Annotated in this window: 15 protein-coding genes; 9 read left to right on the forward strand and 6 right to left on the reverse strand. The window is 67.0% G+C overall.

Annotated features, from left to right (window positions below; genetic code table 11):
- The 5 genes from FVW20_RS10365 to FVW20_RS10380 form a co-directional block, all read left to right on the forward strand.
- Positions 1–797 (forward strand): lysozyme inhibitor LprI family protein (locus FVW20_RS10365; protein ID WP_196609423.1); only part of this gene is annotated, 797 nt, incomplete at its 5' end.
- Positions 798–1,295: 498 nt separating this feature from the next.
- Complete coding sequence (locus FVW20_RS10370; RefSeq protein ID WP_196609424.1) at positions 1,296–4,049, forward strand: MGH1-like glycoside hydrolase domain-containing protein; 2,754 nt, start codon at positions 1,296–1,298, stop codon at positions 4,047–4,049.
- Positions 4,050–4,185: 136 nt separating this feature from the next.
- A complete protein-coding gene (locus tag FVW20_RS19995; protein WP_269145821.1) occupies positions 4,186–4,308 on the forward strand; it encodes a hypothetical protein in 123 nt (40 codons plus the stop codon).
- A 248-nt stretch (positions 4,309–4,556) separates the two neighbouring features.
- Positions 4,557–5,243: a flavodoxin family protein gene (locus FVW20_RS10375; protein ID WP_196609426.1), complete on the forward strand. Its 687-nt coding sequence runs from the start codon at positions 4,557–4,559 to the stop codon at positions 5,241–5,243.
- Positions 5,244–5,561: 318 nt separating this feature from the next.
- Positions 5,562–6,962: an MFS transporter gene (locus FVW20_RS10380; RefSeq protein ID WP_196609428.1), complete on the forward strand. Its 1,401-nt coding sequence runs from the start codon at positions 5,562–5,564 to the stop codon at positions 6,960–6,962.
- Positions 6,963–7,395: 433 nt separating this feature from the next.
- On the opposite strand, the gene FVW20_RS10385 is transcribed toward FVW20_RS10380, so the two are convergent.
- Positions 7,396–8,739, reverse strand: a complete 1,344-nt coding sequence (locus FVW20_RS10385; RefSeq protein WP_196609430.1) for a glutamine synthetase family protein — start codon at positions 8,737–8,739, stop codon at positions 7,396–7,398.
- A 445-nt stretch (positions 8,740–9,184) separates the two neighbouring features.
- Here FVW20_RS10385 and FVW20_RS10390 point away from each other — a divergent pair, with 445 nt between their 5' ends.
- The 3 genes from FVW20_RS10390 to FVW20_RS10400 all read left to right on the forward strand — a co-directional run bounded on the left by FVW20_RS10390 (position 9,185) and on the right by FVW20_RS10400 (position 11,328).
- Complete coding sequence (locus FVW20_RS10390) at positions 9,185–9,679, forward strand: mobile mystery protein A (protein WP_196609431.1); 495 nt, start codon at positions 9,185–9,187, stop codon at positions 9,677–9,679.
- Positions 9,679–10,302, forward strand: a complete 624-nt coding sequence (locus FVW20_RS10395) for a mobile mystery protein B (RefSeq protein ID WP_196609434.1) — start codon at positions 9,679–9,681, stop codon at positions 10,300–10,302. Before FVW20_RS10390 ends, FVW20_RS10395 begins: the two co-directional genes overlap by 1 nt.
- A gap of 63 nt (positions 10,303–10,365) precedes the next feature.
- Positions 10,366–11,328 carry a hypothetical protein gene (locus tag FVW20_RS10400; protein ID WP_196609436.1) on the forward strand — a complete coding sequence of 321 codons (963 nt, stop codon included), beginning with the start codon at positions 10,366–10,368 and terminating at the stop codon, positions 11,326–11,328.
- 527 nt (positions 11,329–11,855) lie between these two features.
- Here FVW20_RS10400 and FVW20_RS10405 read toward each other — a convergent pair.
- The 5 genes from FVW20_RS10405 to FVW20_RS10425 all read right to left on the reverse strand — a co-directional run bounded on the left by FVW20_RS10405 (position 11,856) and on the right by FVW20_RS10425 (position 15,051).
- Positions 11,856–12,725 (reverse strand): universal stress protein, encoded by an 870-nt coding sequence (locus FVW20_RS10405; RefSeq protein WP_196609438.1) that lies wholly within the window; start codon positions 12,723–12,725, stop codon positions 11,856–11,858.
- Positions 12,712–13,770, reverse strand: a complete 1,059-nt coding sequence (locus tag FVW20_RS10410; RefSeq protein ID WP_196609440.1) for a sulfite exporter TauE/SafE family protein — start codon at positions 13,768–13,770, stop codon at positions 12,712–12,714. The genes FVW20_RS10405 and FVW20_RS10410 overlap by 14 nt, the downstream gene beginning before the upstream one ends.
- A gap of 19 nt (positions 13,771–13,789) precedes the next feature.
- A complete protein-coding gene (locus FVW20_RS10415; protein ID WP_196609441.1) occupies positions 13,790–14,098 on the reverse strand; it encodes a hypothetical protein in 309 nt (102 codons plus the stop codon).
- A gap of 77 nt (positions 14,099–14,175) precedes the next feature.
- Complete coding sequence (locus tag FVW20_RS10420; RefSeq protein ID WP_196609443.1) at positions 14,176–14,733, reverse strand: putative universal stress family protein; 558 nt, start codon at positions 14,731–14,733, stop codon at positions 14,176–14,178.
- Positions 14,734–14,823: 90 nt separating this feature from the next.
- Entirely contained in the window at positions 14,824–15,051 is a 228-nt protein-coding gene (locus tag FVW20_RS10425; protein WP_196609444.1) for a hypothetical protein, read from the reverse strand.
- 282 nt (positions 15,052–15,333) lie between these two features.
- On the opposite strand from FVW20_RS10425, the gene FVW20_RS10430 reads away from it, so the two are divergent.
- A partial coding sequence (locus FVW20_RS10430) for a response regulator (RefSeq protein WP_196609447.1) occupies positions 15,334–16,163 on the forward strand: 830 nt, incomplete at its 3' end.

Genomic DNA, 16,163 nt, shown 5'->3' on the forward strand with positions numbered 1-16,163 from the left:
GGGGCGATGCCGCCCCCACGGAGGGACCGTCGTTCCCGTGCACGGACGTGCGGCCCGGCAGCGCCGAAGCCATGGTCTGCGCCGACGCGGAACTGGCCGGGCTGGACCGTACCCTGGCCGAAGTCTACGCCGCCGCCCGGGCCAGGTCCGCCAACGAGCACCCTCCGTTTCTCAGGGCCGAGCAGCGCGGCTGGGTCAAGGGCCGCGACGAATGCTGGAAAAGCCCGGACCGCCGGGCCTGCGTGCGCGACGCATACGTGTTGCGCATCGCGGAATTGCAGGCCCGCTACCGGCTGGTGGCGCAGGATGGCCCGCATCGGTACGTGTGCGGCGCCAGCCCCGCCGACGAGGTGGTGGTCACCTGTTTCGCCACCACCCCGCCCACCCTCGTGGCCGAGCGCGGCGACCAGGTCTCGCTGATGTACCGGCAGGACGACGGCCCGGTACCGGCGGGTCGTGCCCCTGCTGCCGCGTCCGCCACCTACCGGGGCCGCAACGAATGGCTGCGCCTGACAGCCGGGGCGGGGGATTCCGTCGGGTTGTGCCTGTCTGGGGTGTCCGGCCTGTCGGGGGTGTCCGGCCTGTCTGGTCTGGCCGACTTGCCCGGGGGGGCTGGCGCGTCTGGCGTATCGGGCGCGTCTGGCGCAGCAGGGGCATCAGGCGCAGCGGGCGCAGCGGGGGCAGCGGGGGGAACCGGCGCAACCGGAATGTCGGCAGACGCCGCCGTCCACGGCGGCGAAGCCGTGCTGGTGTGGGGATACCAGGCGCCGGAATTGCGCTGCCGCCCGGCGGACTGAACGCACCGGCCAGCGGCCCTTCACGGGTCGTCCCTCAGAACCCTGTCCCGGCAGGGTGCGCACCCTGCGTCAGGGGTTTCTTCAGCTTGCGCGCGACAGTCATTGCGAATGAACACCTTGATATTTCAGTATAAAATATGCGGGTAGGGCGTGCTGCGCATCCGAAGCAACGACCGCCGCATGGCCTGCCGCGCTGAACCGGAACCTGTGGGCGGCCTTCACGCCGGTCGCCGTTGCTTTCGCCGGTCACCCATTCGCCTGTGCCGGTATCGCCTGCCGAAATAATGGCGATTTGCAGCCAGCGGCGTAGTCTGAAAGGTACTCCGGTCCGTTCGGAGCATGGCGACACCGTCCCCCTCGTCCCGCGCTTCCTTCTCCTTCAGTTCCCTTCCTTTCCCGCGCGTCTTCACCGCACGTTTCCGCCCCCGCCGCCGGGCTTCCCGGGCTGGTCGTATCCGCCCCGCAGACCCGCAACCCGTCACGCAAGGGGACATCGGCATGGCACGTACCAGTGATACGGCGGAACACGTCCGCCTGAATTCCTGTGGCCAGGGCACGGAAGAGCGCACCACCAATCACCACCCGTGGAAGAAATGGGGTCCCTACCTCAGCGAGCGGCAATGGGGCACCGTACGCGAGGATTACAGCACCGACGGCGACGCCTGGAACCACTTCACCCACGACCAGGCACGCTCGCGGGCCTACCGCTGGGGAGAGGACGGCATTGGCGGCATCAGCGATGACCGGCAAGTGCTGTGTCTGGCCGTGGCTCTGTGGAACGGGCGCGACCCGATCCTGAAAGAGCGGTTGTTCGGCCTCACCAACAGCGAGGGCAACCACGGCGAGGACGTGAAGGAATACTACTTCTACCTCGACAGCACCCCCACCCACTCGTACATGAAGTTTCTGTACAAGTACCCGCAGGCGGTCTTTCCCTACGACGATCTGGTGTGCACCAACGCCCGGAGAACCAGGCTCGATCCGGAATACGAACTGCTGGATACGGGCTGCTTTGCGGACGACCGCTATTTCGACGTGTTCGTGGAATACGCGAAGGAAGGCCCCAACGACGTGCTGGCGCGCATCACCGCCCATAACAGGGGGCCGGATGCCGCTCCCCTGCATGTGCTGCCCACCCTGTGGTTCCGCAACACCTGGTCGTGGCCCGATGGTGGTGACGTACCGGAGTTGCGCGGCGGCACCGAGGGCGGTCATGCGGTGATCGCCGCCCGCCACACCGCCTCGCTGTTCCAGGAAAGCCTGCCCCACTGCACCCTGCGTTGCGAGGGAACTCCGCAGCTGCTGTTTACCGGCAACGACACCAACACCAGTCGCCTGTACGGAACTCCCAATGCCCAGCCCTACGTCAAGGACGGCATCAACGATTGCGTGGTGGCAGGCATCCTGGATGCGGTGAACCCGGCCCCGGAGGGCACCAAGGCTGCGGCGTGGTATCGGCTGCAGGTCCCGGCCGGGGGCAGCGCCACCATTCGCCTGCGGCTTACGGTCGACGGGGTGCCTCTTCCGGCGGACCCCTTCGGCGCCGGGCACGATGCGGTGTTCGCCGCGCGCCAGCACGAGGCGGACGAATTCTACCGCGCCATCACCCCGCCCTCGGCGGGAGAAGACGAGGCCCTGGTGTTGCGCCAGGCCCTGGCGGGCATGCTGTGGTCCAAGCAGTACTACTACTTCGACGCGGACAAGTGGCTGGAAGAGCACCAGGCGCACCCGCTGCTGGGGCAGCAGCGCCAGTCGCGCAACCGCGAATGGTTCCACATGGTCAACGACCACATCATTTCCATGCCCGACAAGTGGGAATACCCGTGGTACGCGGCATGGGACCTGGCCTTCCACGCGGTGGCCCTGTCCACCGCCGACCCGGAATTCGCCAAGGAGCAACTGGACCTGATGCTGCGCGAAATCTACATGCATCCCAGTGGCCAGTTGCCCGCCTACGAATGGAACTTCAGCGACGTGAACCCCCCGGTGCACGCCTGGGCCTCCCTGTTCCTGTACCTTACGGAAAATGTCCTGCACGGGCGGCAGGACGTGGAATTCCTGAAGCGCGCCTTCACCCGGCTGGCCCTGAACTTTACCTGGTGGGTCAACCGCAAGGACCGCGACGGCAACAACATCTTCGAGGGGGGCTTTCTGGGGTTGGACAACATCGGCGTGTTCGACCGCAGTGCGCCGCTGCCCACCGGTGGGCAACTGGAACAGGCAGACGGCACGGCGTGGATGGCCTTCTTCTGCCAGAACATGATGGAGATCAGCGCGGAACTTACCGTGCACGACCCGGTGTACGAAGATTTCTGCGCCAAGTTCGCGGAGCACTTCCTGTGGATCGCCATGGCCATCAACCGGCAGGGCGGCAACGGCCTGTGGGACGAAGAGGACGGTTTCTACTACGACCTGCTGCGCCTGCCGGACGGCACCTCGCAGCGGCTCAAGGTGCGCTCGCTGGTGGGGCTGCTGCCGTTGTGCGCCGTAACCGTGGTGGAAGAGGAACAGCGCGCCCGGATGCCCAGGGCCACCGCGGCCCTGCACACTCGCCTGGCCCGCATGCCGGAACTTCTGGGCTACATCCACGCCACCGGCCCAGGCCACCTGGGATGCGCCAACCGGGGCATCATCGCCCTGGTGAGCGAGGAGAGGTTGCGGCGCATACTGGCCCGCGTGCTGGACGAGAACGAATTTCTTGGCCCCTACGGCATTCGCGCCCTGTCGCGTCATCACCTGGACCACCCTTACGTGTTCCGCGCGGGGGGGCAGGAATACCGGGTGGGCTACCTGCCCGCGGAATCGGACAGCGGCATGTTCGGAGGCAATTCCAACTGGCGGGGGCCGGTGTGGATGCCGGTGAACGTGCTGATCGTGCGGGCGCTGCTGTCGTACTACATGTACTATGGCGACAATTTCCGCATCGAATGTCCCACAGGATCGGGCGTGCTGATGAACCTGTACGAGGTGGCGCGCGAACTGGCCGCGCGGCTGACGCGCACCTTCCTGCGCGGGCCGGACGGAGCGCGCCCGGTGTTCGGCGGGACGGAGAAGTTCCGCACCGATCCCCACTGGCGTGATTGCGTGCTGTTCTACGAGTACTTCCACGGCGACAATGGCGCGGGCATTGGCGCCAGCCACCAGACCGGGTGGACCGGCCTGGTGGCCAAGCTCATAGAACTGTTCGGCCTGTTCGACCCGCAGGCCCTGTTGGAGGGCGGCAAGCAGAAGGGCTTCAGGGCCGGAACGTGACCGGCTTGCCGGACTGGCCCCGGCGCCGTGTCCGGACAGGGCCAGACCTGGGCCAGACCTGGGCCAGACCTGGGCCAGACCTGGGCCAGACCTGAGCCGGAGCGGGGCCGGGCCGGAGACGGGCAGGACGCCGGATTTGCAAACGACCTGGGCCGGGCAGCGTGTGGCGCTGTGGGGCCTGTCGCCCGAACCCATGGTGGCCAGCGCCTGGATGGGCCTGGCCGTGAAGAGCGACGGCATTGTCCGTCAGGCTGCATGACCATCGCTGCACCCGCGCGGCGCGCACCTACCGGCCCTTGCCGGGGTGCGCGCCGCGTTTTTCGTCCGCCGGGTCCTGTGCCGTCCGGACATTCGTCGACATGATTCCCGCCCGCAATGGTTCCCAAAGGGGTACTATATACCCTCAAGGACAGTTCTTGCCTTTCTTCCACCGGAGGGCATCATGGTCCATTCGCAACCCGCAACCCGCAACCCGCAACCCGCAACCGGCCATCGGGCAGGAGCACCATGAACATCATCGCCATCAACGGCAGCCCCCGCAAGAAATGGAACACCGCCACCCTGCTCCGGAACGCCCTTGAGGGCGCGGCGGAACGCGCCACGCAGGCGGGCCGCACCCCCAGCACCGAACTGGTGCACCTGTACGAGCACGACTACAAGGGCTGCATCAGCTGCTTCGCCTGCAAGAAGATCGGCGGCAAGAGCTACGGCCATTGCGCCGTGAAGGACGGCCTGACCCCCATCCTGGAGCGCGTGGCCAAGGCCGACGTGCTGCTGCTGGGTTCGCCCATCTATTTCTATGCGGAAACCGGCGAGATGCGTTCGTTCCTGGAACGGCTGCTGTTCCCCTACCTGTCCTACACGCCGGGCTACCAGCCGCTGTTCCCGCGTCCGCTGCCCACGGGGCTGGTGTACACCATGAACATTCCCGAGGACAAAATGCCCGACTACCAGCAGGACCGCGCGGTAAAGGCCACCTGGGCGGTCACCCGCAGGATATTCGGCAGTTGCGAGCTGTTCCTGTGCACGGACACCTTCCAGTTCGACGACTACTCCAAGTACGTCTCCACCAGTTGGGACCCGGTGGCCAAGGCCAAGCGGCGCGAAGAGGTCTTTCCGCAGGACTGTGCCCGTGCGCGCGAACTGGGCGCGCTGCTGGTGGATCAGGCCGGACAGGTGGAACGAGCCGAATAGCCTGACAGAATGGAGGGGACAGGTGGGGCAGGCCGATCAGGCTGTACGGGCCAAACAGGCCAGGCAGGCCAGGCAGGCCAGACGGTCGAGCGGGCCATGGCCGCCGGTGACAGTGGCGCTGCCGCCGGGGTGGACACCGGCGCGGCCCGGTCGTAGGTACTAGCCTCCACCCCGCATCATTCCGGTTCGTCGCGCTTCGCCACGCGGATGCGCGACGCGACCCGTCCCTGCACGGTTCTTGCGCCGTCCACCCTGGCACGGCACGAGGGCGGGCGGGGACGTGCGATGCGGGCCATCATTCTTTCCGCGAGGTATCGCATGCAGTTCACGCCGGTACGGCTGGGAGATGCCGGATCGCCGCGCATGGTGCTGGCCACCGTGTGCATCGCCCAGTTCATGGTGCCGTTCATGCTCACCGCCGTGGGCGTGGCCCTGCCTTCGCTGGGGCGCGACCTGGGCGCGTCCGCCGTGCAGCTGGGCCTTGTGGAGCAGTTGTACGCCCTTGCCCTGGCCATGAGCATGCTGGCCTGCGGGCGGCTTGGCGACATCGTGGGGCAGCGCCGGGTGCTGCTGCCCGGCCTTGCCGTGTTCACCGGCATTACCCTGCTGGTGGGCCTGGCGCCTTCGGTGGAGCTGGTCATGGCCCTGCGCTTCGGGCAGGGCATCGGCGCGGCCATGATGCTGTCCGGCAGCCTGGCGCTGGTGGCGGCGGCCTACCCGCCGGAACTGCGGGGCCGGGTCATCGGCATCGTCTCCGCATTCACCTATGCCGGGCTGTCCATCGGCCCGGTGCTGGGCGGCTACACCACGGACCACTTCGGCTGGCGCAGCGTGTTCCTGATGGTGGTGCCCCCCGGCCTTGGCGCCACGGCCATGTGCCTGTGGCGCATGCGCCCGCAGCCCGGCGCGGACAGGGGCGCGCACATGGACTGGCCCGGCAGCCTCGTCTACGCGGTGTCGGTGTGCATGGTCATGACCGGGGCCGCCCGCGCCACCTCCGTGCCGCTGGGGCCGGGACTGATGGCGGCGGGCCTGGCGGGCCTTGTGCTGTTCCTGAAGGTGGAGGAACGCAGCAAAAGCCCCCTGCTGAACGTGGACCTGCTGTTGCGCAACCGGTTTTTCTCGCTGAGCTGCCTTGCCGCTTTCGGCAACTATGCCGCCGTGTTCGGCGTCACCTTCCTGTTCAGCCTGTTCCTGCAATACGCCAAGGGCCTGCCCCCGCGCGAGGCCGGGCTGATCCTGCTCATCCAGCCGGTGATGCAGGTGCTTACCGCGCCGCTGTCGGGCCGATTGTCCGACCGGGCCGACCCCGGTCGCGTGGCCACGGCGGGCATGCTGTTCAGCGCCGCGGGGCTGCTGCTGGCCATGGCCACCCTGTCGCCGGGCATGCCCGTGTGGCTGCTGGCGGCGGAACTGGTGTGCATCGGCATCGGGTTCGGCATCTTCGTCACGGCCAACTCGGTGGCCATCATGAGCAGCGTGGACAATGCCCACTTCGGCGTGGCCTCCGGCATGGTGGGGGCCATGCGCACCCTGGGCATGGCGTGCAGCATGACCGCCGTCTCGCTCATCTTCGCCCTGCACCTGGGCGAGGCCGCCATCACCCCCGCCGTGCTGCCCGAATTCCTGTCCGCCACCCGCACCGGCCTTGCCGTGGCCGCCGCGTTCTCGTGCCTGGGCGTGCTGGTTTCCGTGGGGCGCGGGCGCAAACAGGATTGAGATTTTGGAAAAGCAAACCGGGGAGGGGACCCTTTGCGGCAGCCGTTGATGAGCGCGAAGCGCGAATCTTACGGATGGCGACCGCAGAGCGAAAAGGGTCTCCCTCCCCGGACCCCGCGTTGCTGTCTTCATCCGCGCGGTGCGGTCCCCATCCGTAAGGTTCGCAAGCTCACCCAACGGCTGGGGCAATGCTCGAAGACTCGCATGACGGCTGAAGCTCCCCCTAAACCTTGTGTTAAGGTTTGGGGAGGTGGGAGGTTGATCACGCTGTGCGATTGCCCAACGGACCAACTGAAAAGTTTGGGCGGTTGGGGGGTCCGGGGGAAGGAACCTTTTTTAAAAGGTTCCTTCCCCCGGTTTTACCAAAAACAAAAGGCGTCGCGGCCAACTGGTCGCGACGCCTTGCATTTGCGGGGCGTATCGGGTGCGCGCGCTACAGCACAGGCAGGTAGCGCCGCAATTCGAACTCGGAGACGTGGGTGCGGTAGTCGTCCCACTCGATGAGCTTGTTGCCCACAAGGTTGGCGTGGGTGTGTTCGCCCAGCACTTCCTGCATCAGGGCGCTGCCCTTCAGTTCCATGGCCGCCTCGTACAGCGAGCCGGGCAGGGATCCGATGCCGTGCTTGGTCAGGTCTTCCTCGCCCATGTGGAAGATGTTGGCTTCCACGGCCTTGGGCAGTTCGTAGCTCTTTTCGATGCCCTCAAGCCCGGCGGCCAGCATCACGGCAAAGGCCAGGTAGGGGTTGCAGGCCGGGTCGGGGCTGCGCAGTTCGATGCGGGTGGCCGCTTCCTTGCCGGGCTTGTACATGGGCACGCGGATGAGGGCCGAACGGTTGCGCTGCGCCCAGGCCAGGTACACCGGGGCCTCGTAGCCGGGCACCAGGCGCTTGTACGAGTTGATCCACTGGTTGGTGACGCAGCAGAACTCGCGCGCGTGCTTCAGCAGGCCCGCGATGTACGAGCGGCATTCGCCCGAAAGGTGGTGCGGGTCGTTGGGGTCGAAGAAGGCGTTGCGGCCGTTGCGGAACAGCGACTGGTGCACGTGCATGCCGCTGCCGTTCTGGCCGAAGATGGGCTTGGGCATGAAGGTGGCGTACACCCCGTGCTTGCGGGCCATTTCCTTGACCACGACCTTGTAGGTCATGACCACGTCGGCCATCTTCATGGCCTCGTTGTAGCGCAGGTCGATCTCGTGCTGCGAGGGGGCCACCTCGTGGTGCGAATACTCCACGGGAATGCCCATGCGCTGCAACGCGAAGATGATGTCGCGCCGCACGTCGTTGCCGAGATCCAGCGGAGGCGCGTCGAAGTAGCCGCCCGCGTCGATGGGCTGCGGGCACTGCGAACTGGCGAACAGGAAGAACTCCAGTTCCGGCCCCACGTAGTAGGTATAGCCCTTTTGCGCGGCCTTTTCGGTCAGCTTGCGCAGGATGTAGCGGGGGTCGCCCTCGTAGGGGGTGCCGTCGGGGTTGCGCACGTCGCAGAACATGCGCGCCACCGGGCGCTCCATGGGCCGCCAGGCGCAGATCTGGAAGGTGGTGGCGTCGGGAAAGGCCACCATGTCGCTTTCCTCGATGCGGGTGAAGCCCAGGATGGACGAGCCGTCAAAGCCCATGCCTTCCTCGAAGGCGGACTCGAGTTCGCTGGGGGTCACCTGGAAGCTCTTCAGGTTGCCCAGGATGTCCACGAACCAGAACTGGATGAAGCTGACGTTGTATTCCTTGACCGCCCTGATGACATCATCGCCGTTCTTGCAATTGAATACGGGAAAGTCCATGTGCACCTCCTGCAATTGGTGCTTCGCGCCCGGGTCGCGGCCCGGCCGGCCCCGCAAGGCCGTGGTGTGTCTGTAAGTGCCGCGTCGGGTGGCGCGTGTGAAGCCGGACGAAGGTCCGGCGGGAAACAGGTCGGGGCAATGCTAGCCATAGCAGATACGCGGGGGGGGTCAATGAAAAGGCCCCGGCTTGACATCATTGTAAAACATGGCGGGGATGCAGGCAGGACGCGGCGTTGCGGATGACGATGGGCGTGTGTGAGGGGCACGGCGCAGGGGGGAAGGGGGGCCGTACGGGCGGTGGGGCGTGCGGGGACGCACGGTCAGAACGCGGCAGGCGGGCAACGACGGGTGGACGAGAGATAAGATAGTCATAGCTACCTTATTGGCATATGAAAAAATATGTATTACTATCTTTCAAAATCAAAAAAGATAGGAATAGCTACCTATGAGTGTCAGGAATACGGTTCGTTCGCAACAGGCTAGGCTGGTGGATGCGGCGGCTGGCAAGGTTTCCGGAGTGTCCGTACCCAAAGGGGGCTGGATTGCAACCGTACGCAAGGCGCTGGGTATGTCGGGCGCGCAGTTGGCCCGGCGCCTTGGGGTGACCAATGCCGCCGTGTACCAGCATGAACGTAGCGAGCCGGAAGGGGCCATCACTCTGCGCCAGATGGAAAAGATGGCCCAGGCTTTGGGATGCCGCTTCGTCTACGCCATTGTGCCGGATGCACAGATGGAAAAAACGCAGTTGGAAAGCGGGCGGGTGGAGGATGTTCTTCGACGGCAGGCGCGCGCAAAGGCCGAAGCATTGGTGCTATGGGCCAGCGGGCACATGGCGCTGGAGCAGCAGGCCCTGCCGCCAGAACGGGTGCAGGAGGAAATCGTGAGGATGACCGAAGAACTTGTGCGTAACCCCCCCCCGGATTTCTGGGAGGAACGCTGATGTTCCCCGGACCTGAAGGGGCGACGCTCCTTGATCCCAACGAGACGCGCGGCCTGAAGCACAAGCATGTCGCCACGCGCGGTGAACTGGATGAACTGGAGCAGGACAACATACAGCGAGGTGGGGCTTGGCTGGGGCGCAAACGTAAGGGCGACATCTTGACCCTGAATTTTCTTTGCAAGTTGCACGACAAGCTGTTCGGCGACGTGTGGCGCTGGGCGGGCAGGTTCCGGAATACGGAAAAAAACATCGGGGTGGCGCCCTTACAGGTGGCCGTGCAGTTACATGCGCTGTGCGGCGATGCCCGCTTCTGGGCGGAAAACGCCACCTGGTCTCCAAAAGAGGCTGCCGCCCGCTTCCACCATCGCTTGGTGAAGATCCATCCCTTTCCCAACGGCAACGGGCGCCACGCCCGCATCGCGGCGGACGAGTATCTGAAACAGTATTTCAATGAACCCCCCATCGACTGGGCCACCGGGGTGAACCTGCAAGCCGATTCGGCGCGGCGCACCGCCTATATCGCGGCCCTGCGCGCCGCCGATGGTGAAGACTACGGGCCGCTGCTGGTGTTCGTGGGCGCGCAGGAGCAGCCCCCCGCAGGGAATTTTCCACCCGCCCCCTAATATCCTGCCCGGTGCTGCCGAAAAGACGACCAGCGGGGTGTGCCACGCCCCCGGGAGCACCGCATGAGCCTGAATATGACCCTTGGCGCGCTGCGCAAGCAAAACGGCCTTTCTCCGTACGGGGAAGGGCTGGGCGCGCTGCTGGGCGCGTCTGTCGGTTCGGGCGGTGGCACGGGGGCGGGTGCGCGGGCTTCGGGCCTTTCGCCGGACAAGACCGCCGACGTGTTCGGCGCGGACATCGTGCGCCGGACATCGGTTGCGCCCGCCGCCGCCACTGCGGACACCGCAGACACGAACGCCGACGTCACCACGGGCGCCGCGTCCACGGCACCGACCGACGCCGAGCGCGATGCCCTTTCCGGCGCGCTGTCCGGCAGCGTGCGCTGGGTGGCCGACAAGTTCGGCGATGCTGCGGCCACCGCCGTCATGGGCATCGTGTACAAGAGCGTCGGCGATGGCCCGGTCACCGAGGATTCTCTGGGCGAGGGGCTGCTGAACGCCCTGCGCTTCGTGGACCGGCAGTTCGGCACGGCATCGGGCGATGCGTTCATGGCGCAACTCAATGGCGGCGGGCTCAACGACGCGCTCAACGACTACTTTGACAACGGCCTTTCCGAGCGGTTCATGGTGGCGGGCGCGGGCAACCTTGCCGACGACGCGGTGCAGGGGGCCGAGGCCGCCAAGGCCACCCTGGTGCAGCAGGCGGCGGAGGGCGATGGCGACGGCGGGTCCGATGCCATGAAGTCGCTGCTGGACATGCTGCGCAAGATGGGCGTGGAAGACGCCACGGAAAACGGTGTCGCCCCCAATGCCTCCCTTGATGCCGCTTCCGGCGCGCAGACCGCGGGTACCACAGCAGGCTCCATGACCAGCCTGTTGTCCGGCGCGCTGTCCTCTCTCACCGGGCTTGCCGGGCAGGCCGGAAGCCGCACGGGCGGCCTTGCCGCAGGGTACGGCCCCTCCGGCGCTGCGGCGCAGACCGCGGATGGCCTTGCCCCCGGCCTGCTGCTGCACGCCAGCGTCTAGCCGTTTTTCACACCCACGCGCGCGCCAGTTGTGGCGTTTCTTCCGCCGCGCTGACGCCCGGTTTTTCGTGGCCGCCCGCCGGGAGCTGCGGTTCGTAGCCTGCCGTTCCCGAATCGTCCGCAGTCCGCTGACAGCACACTATTCCTTGCTGCCCAAGGCCCCCAAGGTCCGTCTGCCGCGGCAGAGCAGGGGCGTATCCCGAACTCCCGCCCACTCCACCCCGCCGCCCCGGAATTTCCCCACGTCTTCATCGTCCGGCCCGCAAGGCGGCAGCCCGTTCAGTCTGGTGAGCACATCAACCGAAAGTCCGGTCCGGGCATCCACAGGTGCGCCGGATGCGGAGACCTGGTCGGAGACGGCGCAGGCCTCCGGCTGGCCGTACCTTCTCCTTTCCCTCCGCGCTTCCTTTCCGCACGCACAAGAGCCGCGTGGGGGCGTGCCATGCCCACCACGCGGCCCTTGTCCCCTGCCTTTTGCAGTTGGCAGAGGGTGGCCTGATCGAAATTCGCTGAATATTTCGGACGCGCCTATCGTCTCAATCGGTCCCGCACGGCCACATAGACCGGGATGTGCGCGCTGGCCACCACCTCTTCTGCCACGCTGCCCAGCAACAGCCGGGCAAGGCCACCCTTGCCGTGCGAGGCGATGAACAGGCACTCCGCGCCCAGCCGCTTTGCCGTGGCAAGGATGCGCTCCGCCGCCTCTCCCTGGGTCACGTGTCCGCGCGCCCGCACCCCTTCCTGCGCGGCCCGCGCCGCAATGGCCTCCACCACGGCCCGGCCGTGCTCCATTTCCATGTCCGCGGCCAGTTGCCCTTCCGCGGAATCGGGAAAGGTCAGGTCGGCCACGTACAGCACGTGCAGGTCGGCGTCATGCTCGCGCGCCAGTTGCAGCGCGGTGACGGCGGCATAGGTGCAGTAGCGCGAACCGTCCGTGGCCAGCAGGATGGACCGGAACCCCAGCACCGCGCCCTGCGGCACCAGCAGCACGTCGCGCTCGCTGTGGCCGATGGTGCGCAACGGCACGTTGCCGCGCACCAGCCGCCCCAGGGCGGAACGGTCGGCCACGCCCATGGCGATGAGGTCGGCCTTCAGCCTGCGGGCCGTGTCCACGATGACCTCGAAGGGCTCGCCTTCCTCGCACAGGCAGTCGATGTCCATGCCGCGCGCGTTGGCCATTTCCAGCGCGCGCGCCAGGGCCATTTCGCTCGGCTGGCGCAGCAGCCGCTTCAGGTCCGCCAGCGCGCTGGAGCCAAGGTCGCCGGTGTAGGGCGGCACCACCGAGAGTACCGCCACCCGGCACTTGCGGGTGGCGGCAAACTCCAGAATCTGGTCCAGCGCGTACAGGGAATGCTCATCGCCGGTGACGGGCACCAGCAGACGCTCAAGCCTGCCCATGCGCCTCCTCCCGCGCGGCCGCGCGGCCCTTCCACATGCTGCCGAGAATGATCACCGCGCCGGTCAGCAGGGCCAGGCACATGGACGCGAAGCTTATCTTGCCCAGCACGTCGAGCATTTCGGGCGACATGTCCATCAGGCCCAGCTTCACCAGGTAGCGCGGCAGGGCAATGCCCCGGCTCACGGCCACGATGAGCATGATCACGGCCATGACCATCTTGATCATGTGCTCGCGCACGTAGGTGGTGCCGATGGCCCCCAGCTGCACGCCCAGCAGCGACCCGCCGAGGATGATCAGCACCAGGCGGATGTCCACCATGCCGTGCATGGCCCAGTTGATGGACCCGCCAAGGCCCATGACGAAGGCGATGACCAGTTCGGTGGCCGAGGCCATCAGGCCGGGCACGCCCATGACGTAGATCATGCCGGGCACGCCGATGAACCCGCCCACGGCAATGGTGGCGGCCAGCATGCCGGTGGCGAAGCCCACGGGCAGGGTGAACCACAGCGAGATGCGGATGCCCGAGCGGCGGAAGGTGATCATGGGCGGAAGTTCGATGGACTGCAGGCGCAGGGCCAGGGGCGCGGTGGTTTCCACGCCGCCGCAGCGGGCGCAGCGCAGGGCGTCGCGCATGACGTAGCCGCCCACCAGCACCAGCACCGCCACGAAGGACAGGCTGACGTACAGGTCAGACCCGACCTGGCCCCACTTTTCCAGAATGACCTGCTGGATGCGGATGCCGATCTGCACGCCCACGGCGGCGGACGCCGCCATGACCAGACCCAGCTTCACGTCAACCTGGCCGTAGCGGAAGCGCTTGATGGCCCCCACCAGCGCCTTGGGAAACTTGTGGCACATGTTGCTGGCCACGGCCACGGTGCCGGGCACGCCCAGGCTCATCATGCCGGGGGTGAGCACGAAGGCCCCGCCCGAGCCGATGAACCCGCTGACCAGCCCGCCGATGAAGCCGACGAGGAACAGGAAACAGACGCCCGATGCGGTGAGGTCGATGAACTTGGTGGGGTCGAGGGCAAGAAGGTCCATGCTTCGTCTCCTTGGGGGCCTATGCGTTCAGCGTGGCGCGGCGTGCGGCCGGGCGGACGGTGGCGGGCTTGCCGACGGTTTCCGTCTTGCGGGCGGGCTTGCGGGTGGCTTCTATGCCCAGCACGCTCCACAGGTTGCCGGTAAATTCACCGTGCACGTACGAGAACAGGAACACCGTGGCGATGGGCCCGGCGGCCCAGTACGAGCCCTGGGCGAAATGGGCGGCTATGGTGTCCGCGAAGGCGAATACCCCTGCGTACAGGGCGGCGGACAGAATGCCGAAGATGATGGTCTTGCCCCAGGGCTTGCGTGCTGATTGCGTTGCCATTGCTGACTCCCGTGGTGGCGCCGCCTGCGTGACGGCCCGTTGTCCCCGTTGGCGGGGGTTGTCGAGGGCGGTCGCCCTCATTCCACCGTGAACAGTGCAAGGCCGGTGCGGCCCCGCATCAGTTCGCTCTCTTCCGGTTCGCTCAGGATCAACTCGACGCGGCCATGGGCCCGCGCCGCTTCTTCCACTGCGTGGTCCGGCCTTCCGGACGGGGCAAAGCGCACCTCGTGCAGGGCCGCCATGCCCCGCGCCCGCGCCGCTTCCACCCATTCAAGGGTTCCCGCCCGCGCCTGCCGTTCGAAGGCCGCGCGGCGGTATGCGTCGTGCGATGCATCGCCCACGTGCAGGAACAACAGGCCGCTGCCCATGCGTCCGGCAAGGCTCAGGGCGTAGCCCGCAAGGCGCGAGGACAGGCCGCAGCCGTGCCCCAGCACCAGGATGCGCCGCACCTGGGCCTCGCCACGGCGGATCACCGCCCCGGCCAGCAACTGTTCGCCCGCTTCGGCCAGGGCCAGGGCCTCGGCGTAGTCGGCCAGACGTTCCTCCACGCGCACGGCGGTGGTGGAACGCATGCGGATGTCGCCCTGCCCGGCGTCACCGCCGGGGGCGGTACGGCGAAACCACCTACCGGGCATGGGCGGCCTCCGCGAAAAGGATGCGGGCGGGTGAGTGGTCGGCTGCGCGAAGGAGGCGGGCCGCCCGCGAACAATGGAACAAAGGCATGGTTACTCGGCTCTCAGCACCGGGCGCTGGCGTTGCCCGGCGGTTGCGGTGCGGGTCTGCGCACCCGTTGCGGGAGATGCGGAAGGCTGGGCCGCCTCCGTGCGGCGAGCCTGGCGGGTGGCGTCGTCATCGCCCCCGCGTAGCTGCCATACGGCCTCGTCCGACCGGTTCCGTTCCGCAAAGGCCACTGCGACAAATGCCGACTCGATCGATTCGCGGATGGTTCCCATTTTGCTTCCTCGCGGTTGGTGTGTGCGCAGGCATAAACAAGCGCCGTGCCAGAACGTGCTGTTTCATGTATGATTATGATTTTATTGTTTTTGTTTTGTGATGAGGCGTTGCGGATGGCGAGCGCATGGTGTTGCAAAGTGCAACGCCAACTGCTACCAGTCCGCGTAACAGGCCGGTTTCGCGCGGGTTCGTGAAAAAAAGCACAGCGTTGCGAAATGCAACGGTGCTTCACTCCGCAACAGTGATGCCGGTCAGCCCAAAGGGAATGCGAGGAGGCGCGCATGATCTTTTTTCGGCGGCAGGGCGGGGACACCCCGCCAGACGCATCCGACGCGGCGGGCCAATCCGGTCAGCCCGCCCAATCCGATCAGCCAGACCCCACCGGCCTGCGCGCCAGATGCGCGGCGGCGGATCTGCCCGATGCGGTGCGCGGGGCGCTGGCGGCGGAAATTGGCCGCATGGAAAAGACCGACGCAGCCGCGCCGGAAAACGCCATCGCCCTCAATTACGTGGAATGCCTGCTGGACCTGCCGTGGAACGGGCTGACCCGCGACAGCCTGGACCTTGCGCGCGCGGCGGCGGTATTCGACGCCAGCCACGCGGGCCTTGGCCAGGTGCGCGAACGGGTGCTGGAGCATCTGGCGGCGCGCGTGCTGTGCGCCACCCAGCCCGCCGCCGTGCTGGTGGTGGACGATGAACCCATCGCCCGCGACAATGTGGCCCACGTGCTGGGCCGCGAAGGCTATGCGGTGGACACGGCGGCCAACGGCGAAGAGGCCCTGGCCCGGATGGTCCGGCGCCGCTACGACTGCATCGTCACCGACCTGAAGATGGACCGCATGGACGGCATGCAGCTCATGGAGGCGGCCCGGCGGGTGGCCCCGGACACGCGCATCGTGGTGGTGACCGGCTACGCCACGGTGGACACCGCCGTGCAGGCCCTGAAGACCGGCGCGGTGCAGTACCTTTCCAAGCCCATCGACATCGCGGAACTGCGCGCCACCGTGCGCGAGGCCCTTGCCGACCGCACGCAGGGCCTTTCGTCGCACGCGCCGGTGCTGTGCTTCACCGGGCCGCCCGGCGTGGGCAAGACCTCCGTGGGCCGCGCGCT

Origin of the sequence: Nitratidesulfovibrio oxamicus, from assembly GCF_015731765.1 — a bacterium.
Taxonomy (GTDB): domain Bacteria; phylum Desulfobacterota; class Desulfovibrionia; order Desulfovibrionales; family Desulfovibrionaceae; genus Cupidesulfovibrio; species Cupidesulfovibrio oxamicus.

What these genes read in the sequence shown, in the direction of transcription:
- FVW20_RS10370 (WP_196609424.1), top strand. Translation starts at nt 1,296, where the DNA reads ATGGCACGTACCAGTGATACGGCGGAACACGTCCGCCTGAATTCCTGT.
- FVW20_RS10375 (WP_196609426.1), top strand. Translation starts at nt 4,557, where the DNA reads ATGAACATCATCGCCATCAACGGCAGCCCCCGCAAGAAATGGAACACC.
- FVW20_RS10380 (WP_196609428.1), top strand. Translation starts at nt 5,562, where the DNA reads ATGCAGTTCACGCCGGTACGGCTGGGAGATGCCGGATCGCCGCGCATG.
- FVW20_RS10385 (WP_196609430.1), bottom strand. Translation starts at nt 8,739, where the DNA reads ATGGACTTTCCCGTATTCAATTGCAAGAACGGCGATGATGTCATCAGG.
- FVW20_RS10390 (WP_196609431.1), top strand. Translation starts at nt 9,185, where the DNA reads ATGAGTGTCAGGAATACGGTTCGTTCGCAACAGGCTAGGCTGGTGGAT.
- FVW20_RS10395 (WP_196609434.1), top strand. Translation starts at nt 9,679, where the DNA reads ATGTTCCCCGGACCTGAAGGGGCGACGCTCCTTGATCCCAACGAGACG.
- FVW20_RS10400 (WP_196609436.1), top strand. Translation starts at nt 10,366, where the DNA reads ATGAGCCTGAATATGACCCTTGGCGCGCTGCGCAAGCAAAACGGCCTT.
- FVW20_RS10405 (WP_196609438.1), bottom strand. Translation starts at nt 12,725, where the DNA reads ATGGGCAGGCTTGAGCGTCTGCTGGTGCCCGTCACCGGCGATGAGCAT.
- FVW20_RS10410 (WP_196609440.1), bottom strand. Translation starts at nt 13,770, where the DNA reads ATGGACCTTCTTGCCCTCGACCCCACCAAGTTCATCGACCTCACCGCA.
- FVW20_RS10415 (WP_196609441.1), bottom strand. Translation starts at nt 14,098, where the DNA reads ATGGCAACGCAATCAGCACGCAAGCCCTGGGGCAAGACCATCATCTTC.
- FVW20_RS10420 (WP_196609443.1), bottom strand. Translation starts at nt 14,733, where the DNA reads ATGCCCGGTAGGTGGTTTCGCCGTACCGCCCCCGGCGGTGACGCCGGG.
- FVW20_RS10425 (WP_196609444.1), bottom strand. Translation starts at nt 15,051, where the DNA reads ATGGGAACCATCCGCGAATCGATCGAGTCGGCATTTGTCGCAGTGGCC.